The sequence below is a fragment of the Polaromonas sp. P1_A2 genome (genome assembly GCF_056406895.1).
This window is the reverse complement of the sequence record NZ_JBFTZI010000004.1, coordinates 115,971-129,743: the sequence shown is the minus strand read 5'-3', so window position 1 is coordinate 129,743 and position 13,773 is coordinate 115,971. Positions and strand designations below refer to the sequence as shown.

Annotated in this window: 14 protein-coding genes; 3 read left to right on the top strand and 11 right to left on the bottom strand. The window is 67.1% G+C overall.

The window, feature by feature from the left end; all coding sequences use genetic code 11:
• Positions 1-9 precede the first annotated feature (9 nt).
• The 8 genes from gsiD to AC1D09_RS16590 all read right to left on the bottom strand — a co-directional run bounded on the left by gsiD (position 10) and on the right by AC1D09_RS16590 (position 8,515).
• Positions 10-930 (bottom strand): glutathione ABC transporter permease GsiD, encoded by a 921-nt coding sequence (gene gsiD, locus AC1D09_RS16625; RefSeq protein ID WP_477662597.1) that lies wholly within the window; start codon positions 928-930, stop codon positions 10-12.
• Positions 927-1,847, bottom strand: a complete 921-nt coding sequence (gene gsiC, locus AC1D09_RS16620) for a glutathione ABC transporter permease GsiC (RefSeq protein WP_413329940.1) — start codon at positions 1,845-1,847, stop codon at positions 927-929. Before gsiC ends, gsiD begins: the two co-directional genes overlap by 4 nt.
• A 63-nt stretch (positions 1,848-1,910) precedes the next feature.
• Positions 1,911-3,458 carry a glutathione ABC transporter substrate-binding protein GsiB gene (gsiB, locus tag AC1D09_RS16615; protein WP_477662596.1) on the bottom strand — a complete coding sequence of 516 codons (1,548 nt, stop codon included), beginning with the start codon at positions 3,456-3,458 and terminating at the stop codon, positions 1,911-1,913.
• Positions 3,459-3,537: 79 nt separating this feature from the next.
• The gene (locus tag AC1D09_RS16610) at positions 3,538-5,397 is read right to left on the bottom strand and encodes a dipeptide ABC transporter ATP-binding protein (protein WP_477701141.1); all 1,860 of its coding nucleotides are present in this window, start codon (positions 5,395-5,397) and stop codon (positions 3,538-3,540) included.
• Positions 5,394-6,350: an isoaspartyl peptidase/L-asparaginase family protein gene (locus AC1D09_RS16605; protein WP_477662674.1), complete on the bottom strand. Its 957-nt coding sequence runs from the start codon at positions 6,348-6,350 to the stop codon at positions 5,394-5,396. The genes AC1D09_RS16610 and AC1D09_RS16605 overlap by 4 nt, the downstream gene beginning before the upstream one ends.
• A 50-nt stretch (positions 6,351-6,400) precedes the next feature.
• Positions 6,401-7,360: a MurR/RpiR family transcriptional regulator gene (locus AC1D09_RS16600; protein WP_477662594.1), complete on the bottom strand. Its 960-nt coding sequence runs from the start codon at positions 7,358-7,360 to the stop codon at positions 6,401-6,403.
• A gap of 200 nt (positions 7,361-7,560) precedes the next feature.
• Positions 7,561-7,854, bottom strand: coding sequence for a hypothetical protein (locus tag AC1D09_RS16595; RefSeq protein WP_477662593.1), 294 nt, complete (start codon positions 7,852-7,854; stop codon positions 7,561-7,563).
• A 94-nt stretch (positions 7,855-7,948) separates the two neighbouring features.
• Positions 7,949-8,515 carry an NAD(P)H-dependent oxidoreductase gene (locus AC1D09_RS16590; RefSeq protein ID WP_477662592.1) on the bottom strand — a complete coding sequence of 189 codons (567 nt, stop codon included), beginning with the start codon at positions 8,513-8,515 and terminating at the stop codon, positions 7,949-7,951.
• Between the two features lie 86 nt (positions 8,516-8,601).
• On the opposite strand from AC1D09_RS16590, the gene AC1D09_RS16585 reads away from it, so the two are divergent.
• Complete coding sequence (locus AC1D09_RS16585; RefSeq protein WP_477662591.1) at positions 8,602-9,024, top strand: VOC family protein; 423 nt, start codon at positions 8,602-8,604, stop codon at positions 9,022-9,024.
• A 6-nt stretch (positions 9,025-9,030) separates the two neighbouring features.
• Here AC1D09_RS16585 and AC1D09_RS16580 read toward each other — a convergent pair whose 3' ends face one another.
• Positions 9,031-9,666: a LysE family translocator gene (locus AC1D09_RS16580; protein ID WP_477662590.1), complete on the bottom strand. Its 636-nt coding sequence runs from the start codon at positions 9,664-9,666 to the stop codon at positions 9,031-9,033.
• 11 nt (positions 9,667-9,677) lie between these two features.
• Positions 9,678-10,199: a hypothetical protein gene (locus tag AC1D09_RS16575; RefSeq protein ID WP_477662589.1), complete on the bottom strand. Its 522-nt coding sequence runs from the start codon at positions 10,197-10,199 to the stop codon at positions 9,678-9,680.
• A gap of 135 nt (positions 10,200-10,334) precedes the next feature.
• Between AC1D09_RS16575 and AC1D09_RS16570 the strand changes: the two genes are divergently transcribed.
• Positions 10,335-11,261 carry a helix-turn-helix transcriptional regulator gene (locus AC1D09_RS16570; RefSeq protein ID WP_477662588.1) on the top strand — a complete coding sequence of 309 codons (927 nt, stop codon included), beginning with the start codon at positions 10,335-10,337 and terminating at the stop codon, positions 11,259-11,261.
• A 9-nt stretch (positions 11,262-11,270) separates the two neighbouring features.
• Here AC1D09_RS16570 and AC1D09_RS16565 read toward each other — a convergent pair whose 3' ends face one another.
• The gene (locus AC1D09_RS16565) at positions 11,271-12,620 is read right to left on the bottom strand and encodes a D-amino acid dehydrogenase (RefSeq protein ID WP_477662587.1); all 1,350 of its coding nucleotides are present in this window, start codon (positions 12,618-12,620) and stop codon (positions 11,271-11,273) included.
• Between the two features lie 169 nt (positions 12,621-12,789).
• Here AC1D09_RS16565 and AC1D09_RS16560 point away from each other — a divergent pair, with 169 nt between their 5' ends.
• Complete coding sequence (locus AC1D09_RS16560) at positions 12,790-13,734, top strand: LysR family transcriptional regulator ArgP (protein ID WP_477662586.1); 945 nt, start codon at positions 12,790-12,792, stop codon at positions 13,732-13,734.
• Positions 13,735-13,773 lie beyond the last annotated feature (39 nt).

The following is a 13,773-nucleotide window of genomic DNA, read 5'->3' as shown; positions in this document are numbered from 1 at the left end:
TTGCCCCGTTTACTGGCGGTCTATCTTGGGGTCCAGCGCATCGCGCAGGCCGTCGCCCAGCAGGTTGAAAGCCAGCACGGTCAGGAAGATGGCCAGGCTGGGAAACAGCGCGATATGCGGCGCGTTGAGCATGTCGGCGCGCGCCTCGTTGAGCATGGCGCCCCATTCCGGCGTGGGCGGTTGCGCGCCCAGGCCCAGGAAGGAGAGGCTGGCAGCCGTGATGATGGAGGTGCCTATGCGCATGGTCAGGTAGACCACCACCGAGGACACCGTGCCCGGCAGCAGGTGGCGCAGCATGATGACCGAGTCGGGCGCGCCTATGGAGCGCACCGCCTCGATGTAGGTCTGGTGCTTGAGCGACAGCACATTGCCGCGCACCAGGCGCGCGAACGCCGGCACGCTGAACACGGCCACGGCCATGATCACATTGATCATGCCGTTGCCCAGGATGGCGACGATGCCGATGGCCAGCAAAATGCCGGGAAAGGCGAACAGTACGTCGGACATGCGCATGACGATGCGGTCCCACCAGCCTTCGTAATAACCGGCCAGCAAGCCCAGCAGCGTGCCGATCACGGCGCCCACGGCCACCGAGACCAGGCCCGCAGCCAGCGAAATGCGCGCACCCATCAGGATGCGGCTGAAGATGTCGCGGCCCAGCGCGTCCACGCCGAACCAGTGCTTGGCCGAGGGCGGCGCGTTCAGGGCGTCGTAGTCGAAAAAATTCTCCGCGTCAAAAGGGCTCAGCCAGGGCGCGAGCACCGCCACCAGCACCAGCAGCAGCACAAAACCGGCGGCCGCCAGGGCCACGCGCTGCTTCTTGAATTTGCGCCAGAACTCGGCGGCGGGTGTGCGCACGGAGAGCTGCGCGCTGTCGGGAGGCGGCGCTTCGTTCGCGGCGGTGGTGCTGGGGGATTCGGTGGTGTTCACTTGAAGCGGATGGTCGGGTTGATGACGGCGTAGAGCATGTCCACCACCAGGTTGATCAGGATGAATTCGAGCGAGAACAGCAGGACCAGCGCCTGGATCACGGGGTAGTCGCGCATCTCCACCGCGTCGACCAGCAGCCGGCCCATGCCGGGCCAGTTGAAAACCACCTCGACGACGATGGAGCCGCCCAGCAGGAAGCCGAACTGCAGGCCCATCATGGTGACCACCGGGATCAGCGCGTTGCGCAGCGCGTGCTTGACCACCACCACGGTTTCGGTGAGGCCCTTGGCGCGCGCCGTGCGCACATAGTCTTCCTTGAGGATGTCGATGAAGGAGCTGCGCGTAAAGCGCGCCATCACGGCCGCCACGCCCGCGCCCAGCGTGAGCGAGGGCAGGATGTAGTGGCGCCACGAGTCGGCCCCGACGGTGGGCAGCCAGCCCAGCTGCACCGAGAAGAACTGCATCAGCAGCATGCCCAGCGCGAACGAGGGAAACGAAATGCCCGAGACCGCCAGCGACATGCCCAGCCGGTCGGGCCAGCGGTTGCGCCACACCGCCGACACCATGCCCAGTACCAGGCCCAGCAGCACCGACCACCCCATGGCCGCGATGGTGAGCCAGAAGGTGGGCGCAAAACGCTCCGCGATCTCCGTGGCCACGGGCCGTTTGGTGCGTATGGACAGGCCGAAGTCGCCTTGCAGCGCGTGGCTGAAAAAGCGCACGAACTGCTGCGGCATCGGCAGGTCCAGCCCCAGGTCGCGGCGCACCAGCTCCACGGTTTCGGGGCCCGCGTCGGGCCCGGCGGCCAGGCGTGCCGGGTCGCCGGGCAGCAGGTGCACGAACAGGAACACCAGCACGGCCACGATCAGCAGCGTCGGCAGCAGGCCCAGCAGGCGCTTGAGAAGGTAGAGAGTCATGCGAAGGCGTGCTTCTTGGGAAGGTCGAAGAGGCTAGGTGGGCTGAGGCTGGCGCGGCCGGGATTACTTGAGTTCGACTTCGTCGAAGTTGAAGCTGCCGTCCGGGGCCACGTAAAAGCCGGCCAGGTTGCGCGCACGCACCGACAGCACGCGTTCGGTGACCAGGAAAACCCAGGGTGCGTCTTTCCAGATGCGCTGCTGGGCGTCGGTGTACAGCCTGGCTTTTTCCGCGCTGCTGGTGGTGACCAGCGCCTTGGCGATGTCGGCGTCCACTTCAGCATTCTTGTAGTAGGCGGTGTTGAACATCTTGGGCGGCAGGGACTCGGAGGCCAGCAGGGGGCGCAGCGCCCAGTCGGCTTCGCCGGTGGACGAGGACCAGCCCACGTAGTACATGCGCACCGGCGCCGTCGCGGGGTCCTGCGCGCTTTCCACGCGCTCCACGCGCTGGCCGGCTTCCAGCGCCTGCACCTGCACCTTGACGCCGACCTGGGCCAGTTGCTGCTGCACGAACTGGATCACCTTCTGCGCCGTGGTGTAGTTGTAGGCCGACCATAAGGTGCTTTCGAAACCGTTGGGATAGCCGGCTTCCTTCAGCAGCTCGCGCGCCTTGGCCGGGTTGTAGGGCCAGGGACCCAGCTTGGCGGCGTATTCCACGCCGTGCGGCACCACGCCTTCGGCGGGAATCGCGTAGCCCGAGAAGGCCACCTTGACCAGGGCTTCCTTGTTGATCGCGTAGTTGATGGCTTCACGCACCTTCGGATTGTCGAAGGGCTTTTGCAGCGTGTTCATCGAGAGGTAGCGGTGGATGATGGAGGGCGCGCTCGTCACTTCCAGGCTGGGCTTCTTCGACAGGCTTTCCACCGTCTCGGGCGGCATGGGGAAGGCGAAATGCGCCTCGTTGGTCTGCATCATGGCCGCACGCGTGTTGTTGTCCACCACCGGGCGCCAGGTGATGCTGTCCACCTTGGGGTAGCCCTTCTTCCAGTAGCCTTCCCACTTGGCGACCTTCAGGTAGTCGGTGGCCTTCCACTCGACGAACTTGAAGGGCCCGGTGCCCACGGGGTTTTGCGCGATGCCCTTGCTGCCGTACTTGGCCAGCGCCGCGGGCGAAATCATCACGCCCGAGGGATGGGCCAGCGTGTTGATGAAGGGCGAGAAGGGCTCCTTGAGCGTCACGCGCACGGTGCTGGCGTCCACCGCCTCGGTTTTGGCGATGTTCTTGTAGAGGTTGTAGCGCTTGAGCTTGTTGTCGGGGTTGGTGACGCGGTCGAAATTGACCTTCACGGCCTCGGCGTTGAAAGGCGTGCCGTCATGGAACTTGATGCCGGACTTGAGCTTGAAGGTGTAGACCAGGCCGTCCTTGCTCACGGTATGGCTCTCGGCCAGCACCGGCACCATCTTCATGTCCTTGTCGAAACCGTACAGCCCCTGGTAGAAGGACTTGGCCATGGCTTGCGACAACGTGTCGTTGGAATCATAGGGATCGGTGCTGGTGAAATTGGACTGGACGGCAACGACCACGTCCTTGGCGGCATGGGCCGGCGCGGCAAGGCCCATCAGGCCGATGATGCCGGCCAGCGCGGCGGTGAGGGTGGAAAGACGATTCTTCATGAAAAAACTCCTAGGGGCGAAACGAGGGGCAGACACGGGAGACGGAAAGGTGAAGGCGGGAGGAGGGCAATGAGGGTGCTCAATAAGGGCCTCCCACCGAATGCCGCGCGACAAAATGCCCCGGCGCCACCTGGTGCAGCGGCGCGACTTGCGGCGCGTCGCCCACGGCGCGTATGGGGCTGGGAATCTCGTCGGCCATGAGCTCGCGCACGGCGCTGCGGCGCGCCGGGTCGGCGACCGGAACGGCCGCCAGCAGGCGCCGGGTGTAGGCGTGCTGCGGGTTCTCGAACACGGCCCGGCGCGGGCCGATTTCCACGATCTGGCCCAGGTACATCACGGCCACGCGGTGGCTGATGCGCTCGACCACCGCCATGTCGTGCGAGATGAAGAGGAAAGCAACGCCGAATTCCTGCTGCAGGTCCAGCATCAGGTTGATGATCTGCGCGCGGATGGACACGTCCAGCGCCGACACCGCCTCGTCGGCGATCACCACCTTGGGGTTGAGCGCCAGTGCCCGCGCGATCGCCACGCGCTGGCGCTGCCCGCCGGAGAACTCGTGCGGGTAGCGATGGGCCGCCTCGGCCGGCAGGCCCACCTTGCCCAGCAGCCAGCGCACGCGCTCCTCGGCCTCCTTGGGCGAGGCGAGCTTGTGGATCAGCATGGGCTCCATGACCGAATAACCTATGGTCAGCCGCGGATCGAGCGAGGCGAAAGGGTCCTGGAAGACGAACTGGATATCGCGGCGCAGCGCCTGCAGGGCCCGGCCCTTGAGCGCCGAGATGTCGCGCCCCGCGACCTCGACCTGCCCGCTGTTGAATTCAAGCAGCCGCGCCAGCGAGCGGCCCGTGGTGGATTTTCCGCAACCGGATTCACCCACCAGCGACAGGGTTTCGCCGGCCTTGAGTTCGAAGCTGAGCTGCTCCACCGCATACACCTGCCGGCGCACGCGCCCGAGCAGGCCGCCAGCCAATGGAAAGCGCGTGACCAGGTCCTGCACCTTGAGCACAGGCGGCAGGTCGTTGCGCACGGTGCTGGCGGCGCTGAGGGCCTGGCCGTTATCTTGCAGCGGCGCACCCGGCACCGCGAAGCGCGCCGGCAAATCCTGCCCCTGCATGGCGCCCAGCCGGGGCACGGCCGCCAGCAAGGCCTGGGTGTAGGGCTGCTGCGGCCTGGCAAACAGGGTGGCGCAGTCGCCTTCTTCCACCTTGTCGCCGCGGTACATCACGAGCACGCGGTCGGCGATCTCGGCCACCACGCCCATGTCGTGGGTGATGAAGATCACCGCCATGGCGAGCTCGCGCTGCAGTTGCTGGATCAGCGCGAGAATCTGCGCCTGGATGGTCACATCGAGTGCCGTGGTCGGCTCGTCGGCGATCAGCAGCGTGGGTTTGCAGGCCAGCGCCATGGCGATCACCACGCGCTGGCGCATGCCGCCCGAGAGCTGGTGCGGATGGCGGCCCAGCACGTTTTTGGCTTCCGGGATGCGGACCAGGTCCAGCATGCGCAGCGCTTCGGCCAGCGCCGCCTGGCGCGAAAGTCCCTGGTGCAGGCGTATCGATTCGGCGATCTGCTCGCCCACCGTGAACACCGGGTTGAGCGAGGTCATGGGCTCCTGGAACACCATGGCGAGGTCGGCCCCGCGCAGGCTGCGCATCTGCGACTGCGAAGCGCGCGCCAGGTCCAGGCGCTCGCCGTTGCGGCGCGTCAGCCACATGCTGCCGCTGCCCAGGCGGCCACCGCCTTGCTCCACCAGGCGCATCAGGGCCAGCGAGGACACCGATTTGCCGGAGCCCGATTCGCCCACGATGGCCAGCGTCTCCCCGGCGTCCACGTGAAAGCCGAGATTGCGCACCGCGTGCACGGTGCGCTGCTCGCTGGCGAAACTCACGCTGAGGTCCTTGACCTCGATCACGCGCTGGCGGCCGGGCAGGGCGCTCATGCGGAGAATCCTTCGACGGCGTCGGCGTAAATGGCGCTCACCGGCGCTTCGCCCACGCGGGCCCAGCCGCGGTACATGCCTTCGGTGTTGAAGGGAAGGCTCAGGTGGCCCTGCGCATCGACGGCGATCAGGCCGCCCCGCCCGCCTATGGCGGGCAGCACCTTCATGACCACTTCCCGGGCGGCCGCGTCCAGCGGCATGCCGGCATAGGCCATGCGCGCGCAGATGTCGTAGGCCGCCGCGGCGCGTATGAACATTTCGCCGGTGCCGGTGCAGGAGATCGCCGCCGTGCGGTTGTCGGCATAGGTGCCGGCGCCTATCAGGGGCGAGTCGCCCACCCGGCCGGCGCGCTTGTTGGTCATGCCGCCGGTGGAGGTGGCGGCGGCCAGGTTGCCCTGCGCGTCCAGGGCCACGGCGCCCACGGTGCCGAGCTTGCGGCCTTCGTCCAGGGGCGCGGCGGCGGCCGTGCCTGAGCGGAACGCCAGGGCCGCGCCGTCGTGGTCCAGCACGGCCGCGTCGGTCGCGAGGGCGCGCCGCAACTGCTCGCGGCGGGCCTCGGTCGAAAAATAATCGGGCGAGACCATTTCCAGCCCGCACTCCTCGGCGAAGGCCTCGGCACCGGCTCCCACCAGCAGCACATGCGCGCTGTGCTCCATCACGGCGCGCGCCGCGCGCACCGGGCGGCGCACGCGGTTCACGCAGGCCACCGCGCCGGCGCGCAAGGTGGCGCCGTCCATCACGGCCGCGTCGAGTTCATGGGTTTCGTCGTGGGTGAAGACCGCACCATGCCCGGCATTGAAGAGCGGGCAGTCCTCGAGCAGCTCCACCGCCAGGCTGACCGCATCCAGTGCGCTGCCGCCGCCGGCCAGCAGCTGCTGCGCGGGCCGCAGGATGGCCTGCAGGGCGGCGTGGTAGGCCGCGTTCTGTTCCGCGCTGATGTGGCTGCGGCTCATGGTGCCGGCGCCGCCGTGGATGGCGATAAGGGGAATGGGCTGGGGCCGTGTCACTTGGAAACCTTTGGCGATTTGGGTGGGGTGCGGGCTTTGCGWGGGGCGGGCGCCGCGGCGTCGGCATCGGCGCGCAGCCGGCTGGCGTGGTTGCCGTGCAGCCAGGGCAGCACCGACTCGGCCAGCTGTGTCGCCGCCTTGAGCGAGTCTTTGGCGCTGTGGGCGACGGCGCTGCACAAGGCCTCGATCAGCGCCAGCACGGTGGCTTCGGAATTGGCGAAATACTGGCTCTCGGTGTGGGCGTAGAGCGCGACGCTGGCCAGCGGCGCCAACGGCGATGTCACGCGGTCGGTCAGCGCCAGCACCGGCACGCCGGCGTCGTGCGCGCGGCGCGCCAGCAAGATCGTGTCGCTGAAATAGCGCGGGTAGGCGATGGCGATCAGCAGGTCCTCAGGCTTCAGGCGCGCCAGCACGCGCGCGCCGTAAGAGGAGCTTTCCACGCTGGCCAGCAGCTGGACGTTGTCGCAGTAAGGGTCCAGCGATCGCTGCAGCAGCCCGCCGAGCCAGCTGCTGCTGCCAAAGCCGGCAATGTAGATGCGCCGTGCCTTCAGGATGGCCGCCACCGCCTGCTCGCAGCTCTGGGCATCCAGCGCTTGCCGCGTCAGCTCGATGTTGCGCTGGCTTTGCGCCAGCGCGGAGGCAAACACGTCGGCCACCGTGGCGGAGTGCTCCAGCTTGTTGCGCAGCTTTTCGACCGGGGCCAGTGTGGCTTCGAAGCCCAGCACCAGCGCGGCGCGGAACTGCGGGTAGCCCTCAAATTCCAGCGCCCGGGCGAAGCGGTTGGCGGTGGCCACGGAAACCCCCAGCGTGGCGGCCAGCTCGTCGATGGGCATGGTTGCTGCTTGCAGGGGATGGGCCAGCACATAGTCGGCCATCTGCCGGTGGGAGCGCGTCAGCGTCGGCAGCAAACGCCCAATACGCTGTGCCATCGAAGGGTTGCCGGGAAATGTGGCCATCAGGGCTGAGCTGAATTAAATGTATATAAATTTACAAACTAATTCATCATAACGAAATATTTGATCATTTCCAATCAAATTGAAACCGGCAATACCTTGCAGGGCGGCGCGGCCGGGAACAGCGCAAATGGTGCGGTTGTCGATCAGCAGGGCTGCAGGGCTGGAGGCGCATGCGCGCCATCCGCAAATGCAGGGAGGCGCTAGGACCCGAGCTTTTTGTAGGCGCGGTCCATCTCCACGCTTTTGCTGGTGTCTTTCACGCCGCGCTTCAGGTCGCGCCCCGCCTGCTCGACGACCGGGTCGGGCTTGGCATTCGTCATGTCCACCGCCTGGTCGCGCTCGTGCGGCAATTCCAGGCTGGACTCGACGGCGCCGTCCTTCAGGGTGTCCTGCTGGCCGGGACGCGAACGTTGTGCACGCGGGTCTTTCGCCGGCATGCCTTTGCTGGAGGCGGGTTGCGCGCGGCTGTTCAGGGGCGTGTTTTCAGGGGTCATGGAACAACTCTGCGTGTCCCGCCGCACCGGCTCTGTCAGCCCGGAAAATCAGGCCCTGTAGGAGAAGGCCACTTGAAGCGGCTTCGACCAGCCTTCAGGCCGCCAGAAAGCTGGCGGCCTGCGCCAGCGCCGCCGTGTCGGCCTTGACGGCATCGGGCGGCCCGCCCTTGCCCCAGAGCTCGCCGCCGTAGTTCATGGCCATGAACTGCGCGCACAGGCGGATGGAGTCGATCATGGGCTGGGCCTTGGCGCGGTCGCCGCTGGTGGTGACCAGCCGCAGCGTCTTTTTCGCCATCTCTTCCTTGAAGGGCAGGCCGGGCACGCGCATCCAGGCGCTCCAGTGGTCCAGGTAGATCTTCAGCGGGGCCGGGATGCTGTACCAGTAGACCGGGGCCACGAAGACGATGTCGGTGGCGGCCATGGTCGCGTCCAGCAAGGTTTTCATGTCGCCCTCGGGCATGGGGTACTGGCCCGTGGTGTGGCGCTGGTCGACAAACAGCGGCATGCGCAGGCGCGACAAATGGTGCCAGGCCTGGGGCGTGCCGGCCGGTAGCGCCGCGGCGGCCTGCCGGGCCAGCCATTCGGTGTTGCCCAGCGCGCCGGGTTCACGCGTGGAGGTGGCCAGGAAGAGGAATTGGGAGGGAGCATTCATGGCGGCCATGGTAGCGGCAGCCGCGAGCCCTTGCAGCTGCGGGGTTGGGGCCCGCGTGCCAGAATGAGCACCGATTCACAGGAGCCGCCTTTGCCATGATCCGTATTCGAGACATCGACCACATCGTCCTGCGGGTCAGCGACCTCATGGGCATGCTGCGCTTTTACCAGCAGGTGCTGGGCTGCAGCCTGGAGCGCCGGCAGGACGCCATCGGCCTGGTGCAGCTGCGCGCCGGCCGCTCATTGGTGGACCTGGTGCCGGTGGACGGCCCGCTGGGCAAGGCCGGCGGCGCGGCGCCGGGCAAGGAAGGCCGCAATGTCGACCATGTCTGCTTTCGCGTCGAGCCCTTTGATGCCGACGTGATTCGCCGCCACCTGGCGGCCCATGGCGTTGAGGCGGGCGAGGTGGAATCGCGCTATGGCGCCGAGGGCGAGGGACCTTCGATCTACCTCAACGACCCCGAAGGCAACACCGTGGAACTCAAGGGCCCGCCCTGGCCCGAGGGCGGCAAGCCCTGAATAATCCTAGAACTGCCGCCAGCCCTGCCAGGCCGTGAAGCCTGCGCACACAATCAGCACGACGCCCACGGTGCGCGCCATCACCACGCTGGCGCCCGGCCGGTCGGCCAGCCACTGGCGCGCGCCGGCGGCGGCCAGCGCCAGCGAGCCATACACACCGGTCTGGGTCAGCGCGATGATCAGGCCCAGCGCCACGGCCTGTATCCACAGCGAGCCGTATTCCAGCCGCAGGAACTGCGGAAAAATCGCCAGCATGAACAAATAGGCCTTGGGATTCAGCAGGCAGGTCAGCGCGGCCTGGCGGAAGGTGCGCCAAGGCGGGCTTTCCTGCAGCGCCGGCAGGCCGCCGAACACCGAGTGGCTGCGCGTGAGCGACCAGCCTATCCACGCGATGTAGAGGCTGCCCGCGACAAGCATCACATGGACCATACCGGGCACCAGCTTGAGCACAATGCCCAGCCCCAGCGCACCGGCCGCCACGTGGCAGGCGCCGCCGGCCACGATGCCGCCGACCGCGAACAGGCCGGCGCGGCGCCCGCCGGTCAGCGAGCTGGCCATCACAAAGGCCATGTCCATACCGGGCAGGATGATGATGCCCAGCACCATCAGGAAAAACAGCCAGAGGTGGGTGAATTGCTCCATGGCCGGCCCTCCTAGCGCAATGCGGAATAGGCGGGCCGGGCCAGGTCCATCACCCAGTTGGTTTCCCAGTGGCGGCCGCCGTCCTCGGAGAATGCCTGCTCCCAGCGGGCGCGGATGGGCGTGATGCCCGACCAGGTAAAGCGCACCCGCACCGGCCGGCCTTCATGGCTGTCGTGGCCCTCAAAGCGGCCCGTGCCGTCCACAAACGCGCCCATCACCGGCGGCTGCATCAGGCCGTCGCTGTGGCTGACCCAGTAAATGCTCCAGAGCCGGGTCTGCGGGCTGAAAAAGCGCAGCGACATGCCCAGGGTCTGCTTGCCGTCCACGACCAGGTCGTTCATATTGCCCAGGCCGCCGAGCAGCAGCGCGCCGTCCTGCACGGCCTCGAAACGTTCCCAGTCGGTGCAGCCCGCCAGGCGCTTTTTGAGCCGCTTGTTGCTGACCAGCCAGCGCCCCGCGATGAAGTTGAAGTCGTGCCGCCCATCGTTCAGCTGGGACGGCTCCAGGGGTTTTGGCAGGGTGGAGGTGGTCATGGTTTAAAAGCGCTTGTGGCGCCCCGATACGTTGGCGATACCTGTGGAAAAACCCAGTCTATGGATGTAATAGGGCTATTTCAGCCCTGATTAAGGGCTAAACTTTTCAGCATGTATTCCCCGACCACCCGTGTCTTGACCGTACTGGAACTGCTGCAGTCCCATGGGCGCATGAGCGGCGCCGAACTGGCGCGGCGGCTGGAGGTGGACGGCCGCACCCTGCGCCGCTACATCGCCAAGCTGGAGGACCTGGGCATCCCGGTGGTGGCCGAACGCGGCCGCTACGGCTGCTACAGCCTGATCGCCGGCTTCAAGCTGCCGCCCATGATGTTCACCGACGACGAGGCCCTGGCGCTGTCCCTGGGCCTGCTGGCCGCGCGCAGCCTGGGGTTGGCCGAAGCCGCACCGGCCGCGCAAAGCGCGCAGGCCAAGCTCGAGCGCGTGATGCCGCACAACCTGAAAAACCGCGTTCGCGGGCTCGGCGAAACGGTGAGGCTGGACCTGCGCCGCGCCGACGCGCCCGGCGACAACACCGCCTTGCTGGCCCTGAGCGCCGCGGCGCACGGCTGGCAGCGTGTGCACATGGCCTACCAGTCGGCCGAAGGCGAGGTGACCGAGCGCGAGTTCGACGCCTACGGCCTGGTGTTTCGCAAGGGCCGCTGGTATGCGGCGGGCTGGTGCCACCTGCGCGGCGCGCTGCGCTCATTCCGGCTGGACCGGGTGCGCGAGGTGCGCGCCCTCAACGTGGTGTTCACGCCGCCGGCCGACTTCGACGCGGTGCAGCACCTGGCGCTGGGCCTGGCGACCATGCCGCGCAGCAATACCGTGCGGCTGCTTTTGCACACCGACCTGCAGACCGCGCAGATGGAACTGCCCGACAGCGTGGGCGTGTTCCAGCCCAGCGAGGAGGGCGTGCTGCTGCACAGCCAGACCGACCACCTGGGCTGGTTCGCGCGGCAGCTGATGCGTTTGTCTTTTTCCTTCGACGTCCAGGAGCCCGCGGCCTTGCGCGTCGCGCTGCGCGAGCATGCCCGGCGCACCCTGGAGCAGCACGCCGCCTAGGTTAGGTGATCAGGCGCCTTTGGCCTGCAGCCGGCCGCCTGCGCGGCCCTGCCCGTAAAAGCCGAAATCCATGGCTGGCACTTCACCGCTGATCAGCTCGGCGATGGCCTTGCCCGAGCCCGCGCCGTGCGTCCAGCCCAGCGTGCCGTGGCCGGCGTTGACCCAGAGGCGGCCGACCTTGGTCTTGCCGATGTAGGGGATGTTGGTGGGTGTCGCGGGGCGCAGCCCAGTCCAGAAGTTCGGCGTGCCGCCTTGCTCCTCCAGGCGGGTATCGCACACGCCCGGCAACACTTCCTCGATGCGGTCGGCCAGCATCTTGCAGCGGGCCTTGGCCAGCGGCGTGTCCAGCGAAAGGTCGTAGCCGCCGACCTCGATGGTGCCGGCCACGCGCAGCTGGTCGCCGAGCCGGCTCATCGCGCATTTGACTTCGTCGTCGATGGTGCTGACAAAAGGCGCCAGCTCCGGTTTGAGCAGCTTGAAGGTGGCGCTATAGCCCTTGCCGGGGTAGATGGGCAGGTCGACGCCCACGGTGCGCAGCAGCGGCGCCGTGTGGGAGCCGCAGGCCACGACGATTTCGTCGGCCTTGAGGCGAACCAGCTCCTGGTTCTCGCCGCGAATCGTGCGCGGCCGCACGGCGACGGACTCGATGGCGCCACCGGTTTTTTCCAGCCGCGCTATGTCGTGGCCGTAGAGGAAACGCGCGCCGCGGGCGGCGCAGCGCTGCGCCAGCGCCTGGGTGAAAACGCGGGCGTCGCCGCTTTCGTCGCTGGCGGTGTAAGTGCCGCCCACGATGCGGTGCGCGAAGGACTTGAAGGCCGGCTCTATGGCCAGCAGCTCGGCCGTGCCCACCACGCGGCGCGCCACGCCGTATTTGCGCATCAGGGCCGCGGCCTCGCCGGCCGTGTCAAAAGCTTTCTGGTCGGTGTAGTAGTGCGCGATGCCGCGCTCGAGCCGGTTGTATTCGATGCCGGTGGCGGCCACCACCTCCTTGAGCGCCGCATGGCTGTAGGCGCCCAGCGCCACCAGCTGCTGCACGTTGCGCTCGAAGGCGGTGTCGTTGCACTGCGCCAGGAACTGCAGGCCCCAGCGCCATTGCTGCCAGCCTTCGCCGAAAGGCAGCTGCGGGCGGAACAGCAGCGGGGCGTCGTCCCTGAACATCCATTTCAAGGCCTTCAGCGGCGCGTCCTTGTTGGCCCAGGGCTCGCAATAGCTGACGGAAATCTGCGCCGCGTTGCCAAAGCTGGTCTCCAGCGCCGCGTCGGGCTGGCGGTCCACCACCGTGACCTCATGGCCGCGCTCCAGCAGATGCCAGGCCGTGCTCACGCCGATGATGCCGGCCCCTAAAACTACAACTTTCATCGCTAACCCCTTTGCAACATTCCAGTGTGAAGGATGTTGCTTTCAATTAATAGAAAAATTAAACTCTCAGTGAAAACATCAGAACAGCTAATAAAGCTAAATAGCGCCGGTAGCTGGCACAACTAGCACAACTGGTAGAGCAAATAGAAAACGGAAGAGGGGATGCGGGATGAGTACTTTTGATCCTGATGCACTCGAATGCCTGGCGGCAATCGTGGAAGAGGGCGGTTTTGAGCGCGCGGCCCAGCGCTTGTCCATCACCCAGTCGGCGGTGTCGCAGCGCCTGCGGGCCCTGGAGGCCCAGGTCGGCACCGTGCTGATCGTGCGCAGCCGGCCGCTCAAACCCACCTCGGCCGGCCAGCTGTTGCTTAAACACACCAAAATGCTGCGCCTGCTGCGCGCCGACCTGGAGCGCGACCTCAAGGAGCTGGCGCCCAGCTCGCTGGGCGGCGCGCGCGAGGAAGAGCGCATCTCCATCGCCATCAACGCCGACAGCATCGCCACCTGGGCCTTGCCGGCGCTGACCGAGCTGGTGCAGCAGGGCCTGCCCATGGAGATCATCCACGACGACCAGAATTTCACCCACGAATGGCTGCGCGAAGGCCAGGTGCTGGGCTGCGTGACCACGCTCAAGCAGGCGCTGCGCGGCTGCAAGGTGGAGCCGCTGGGCGCGATGCAGTACATCGCGGTGGCCGCGCCGGCCTTCGCGCAGGGCCGGCTCGGCCAGCGCGACGCCGCCGGCGACAGGCCGGCCGCGGCGGCGCTGACCCAATACAACTTCCGCGAAGTGCCTTTTATCGCCTTCAACCGCAAGGACGAATTGCCGGTCGAATTTGTGGGCAAGGCCTTCGGGCTCAAGCGCGTCACCCTGAACCAGCTGTTTGTGCCTTCGTCGGAGGGCATGGTCAGGGCCGTGCTGGCGGGCTGGGGCGTCAGCGTGGTGCCCCGCCTGCTGGCGCAGGGCCTGATAGACCAGGGCCAGCTGGTCAATGTGGCGCCCCATTACACGCTGCCCGTCCAGCTGTACTGGCATTGCTGGAACCTGGAATCCGAGGTGCTGGACGCCCTGACGGCCGCGCTCAAGCAGACCGCGGCCCAGTCGCTGGTGCCCTGAGGCGCGGCCGGCCGGTTGGGGCCGGAACAAATCCTTGGT

What these genes read in the sequence shown, in the direction of transcription:
- AC1D09_RS16590 (WP_477662592.1), bottom strand. Translation starts at nt 8,515, where the DNA reads ATGGCCGCCATGAATGCTCCCTCCCAATTCCTCTTCCTGGCCACCTCC.
- gsiB (WP_477662596.1), bottom strand. Translation starts at nt 3,458, where the DNA reads ATGAAGAATCGTCTTTCCACCCTCACCGCCGCGCTGGCCGGCATCATC.
- gsiC (WP_413329940.1), bottom strand. Translation starts at nt 1,847, where the DNA reads ATGACTCTCTACCTTCTCAAGCGCCTGCTGGGCCTGCTGCCGACGCTG.
- AC1D09_RS16610 (WP_477701141.1), bottom strand. Translation starts at nt 5,397, where the DNA reads ATGAGCGCCCTGCCCGGCCGCCAGCGCGTGATCGAGGTCAAGGACCTC.
- AC1D09_RS16560 (WP_477662586.1), top strand. Translation starts at nt 12,790, where the DNA reads ATGAGTACTTTTGATCCTGATGCACTCGAATGCCTGGCGGCAATCGTG.
- AC1D09_RS16585 (WP_477662591.1), top strand. Translation starts at nt 8,602, where the DNA reads ATGATCCGTATTCGAGACATCGACCACATCGTCCTGCGGGTCAGCGAC.
- AC1D09_RS16565 (WP_477662587.1), bottom strand. Translation starts at nt 12,620, where the DNA reads ATGAAAGTTGTAGTTTTAGGGGCCGGCATCATCGGCGTGAGCACGGCC.
- AC1D09_RS16580 (WP_477662590.1), bottom strand. Translation starts at nt 9,666, where the DNA reads ATGGAGCAATTCACCCACCTCTGGCTGTTTTTCCTGATGGTGCTGGGC.
- AC1D09_RS16605 (WP_477662674.1), bottom strand. Translation starts at nt 6,350, where the DNA reads ATGAGCCGCAGCCACATCAGCGCGGAACAGAACGCGGCCTACCACGCC.
- AC1D09_RS16595 (WP_477662593.1), bottom strand. Translation starts at nt 7,854, where the DNA reads ATGACCCCTGAAAACACGCCCCTGAACAGCCGCGCGCAACCCGCCTCC.
- AC1D09_RS16575 (WP_477662589.1), bottom strand. Translation starts at nt 10,199, where the DNA reads ATGACCACCTCCACCCTGCCAAAACCCCTGGAGCCGTCCCAGCTGAAC.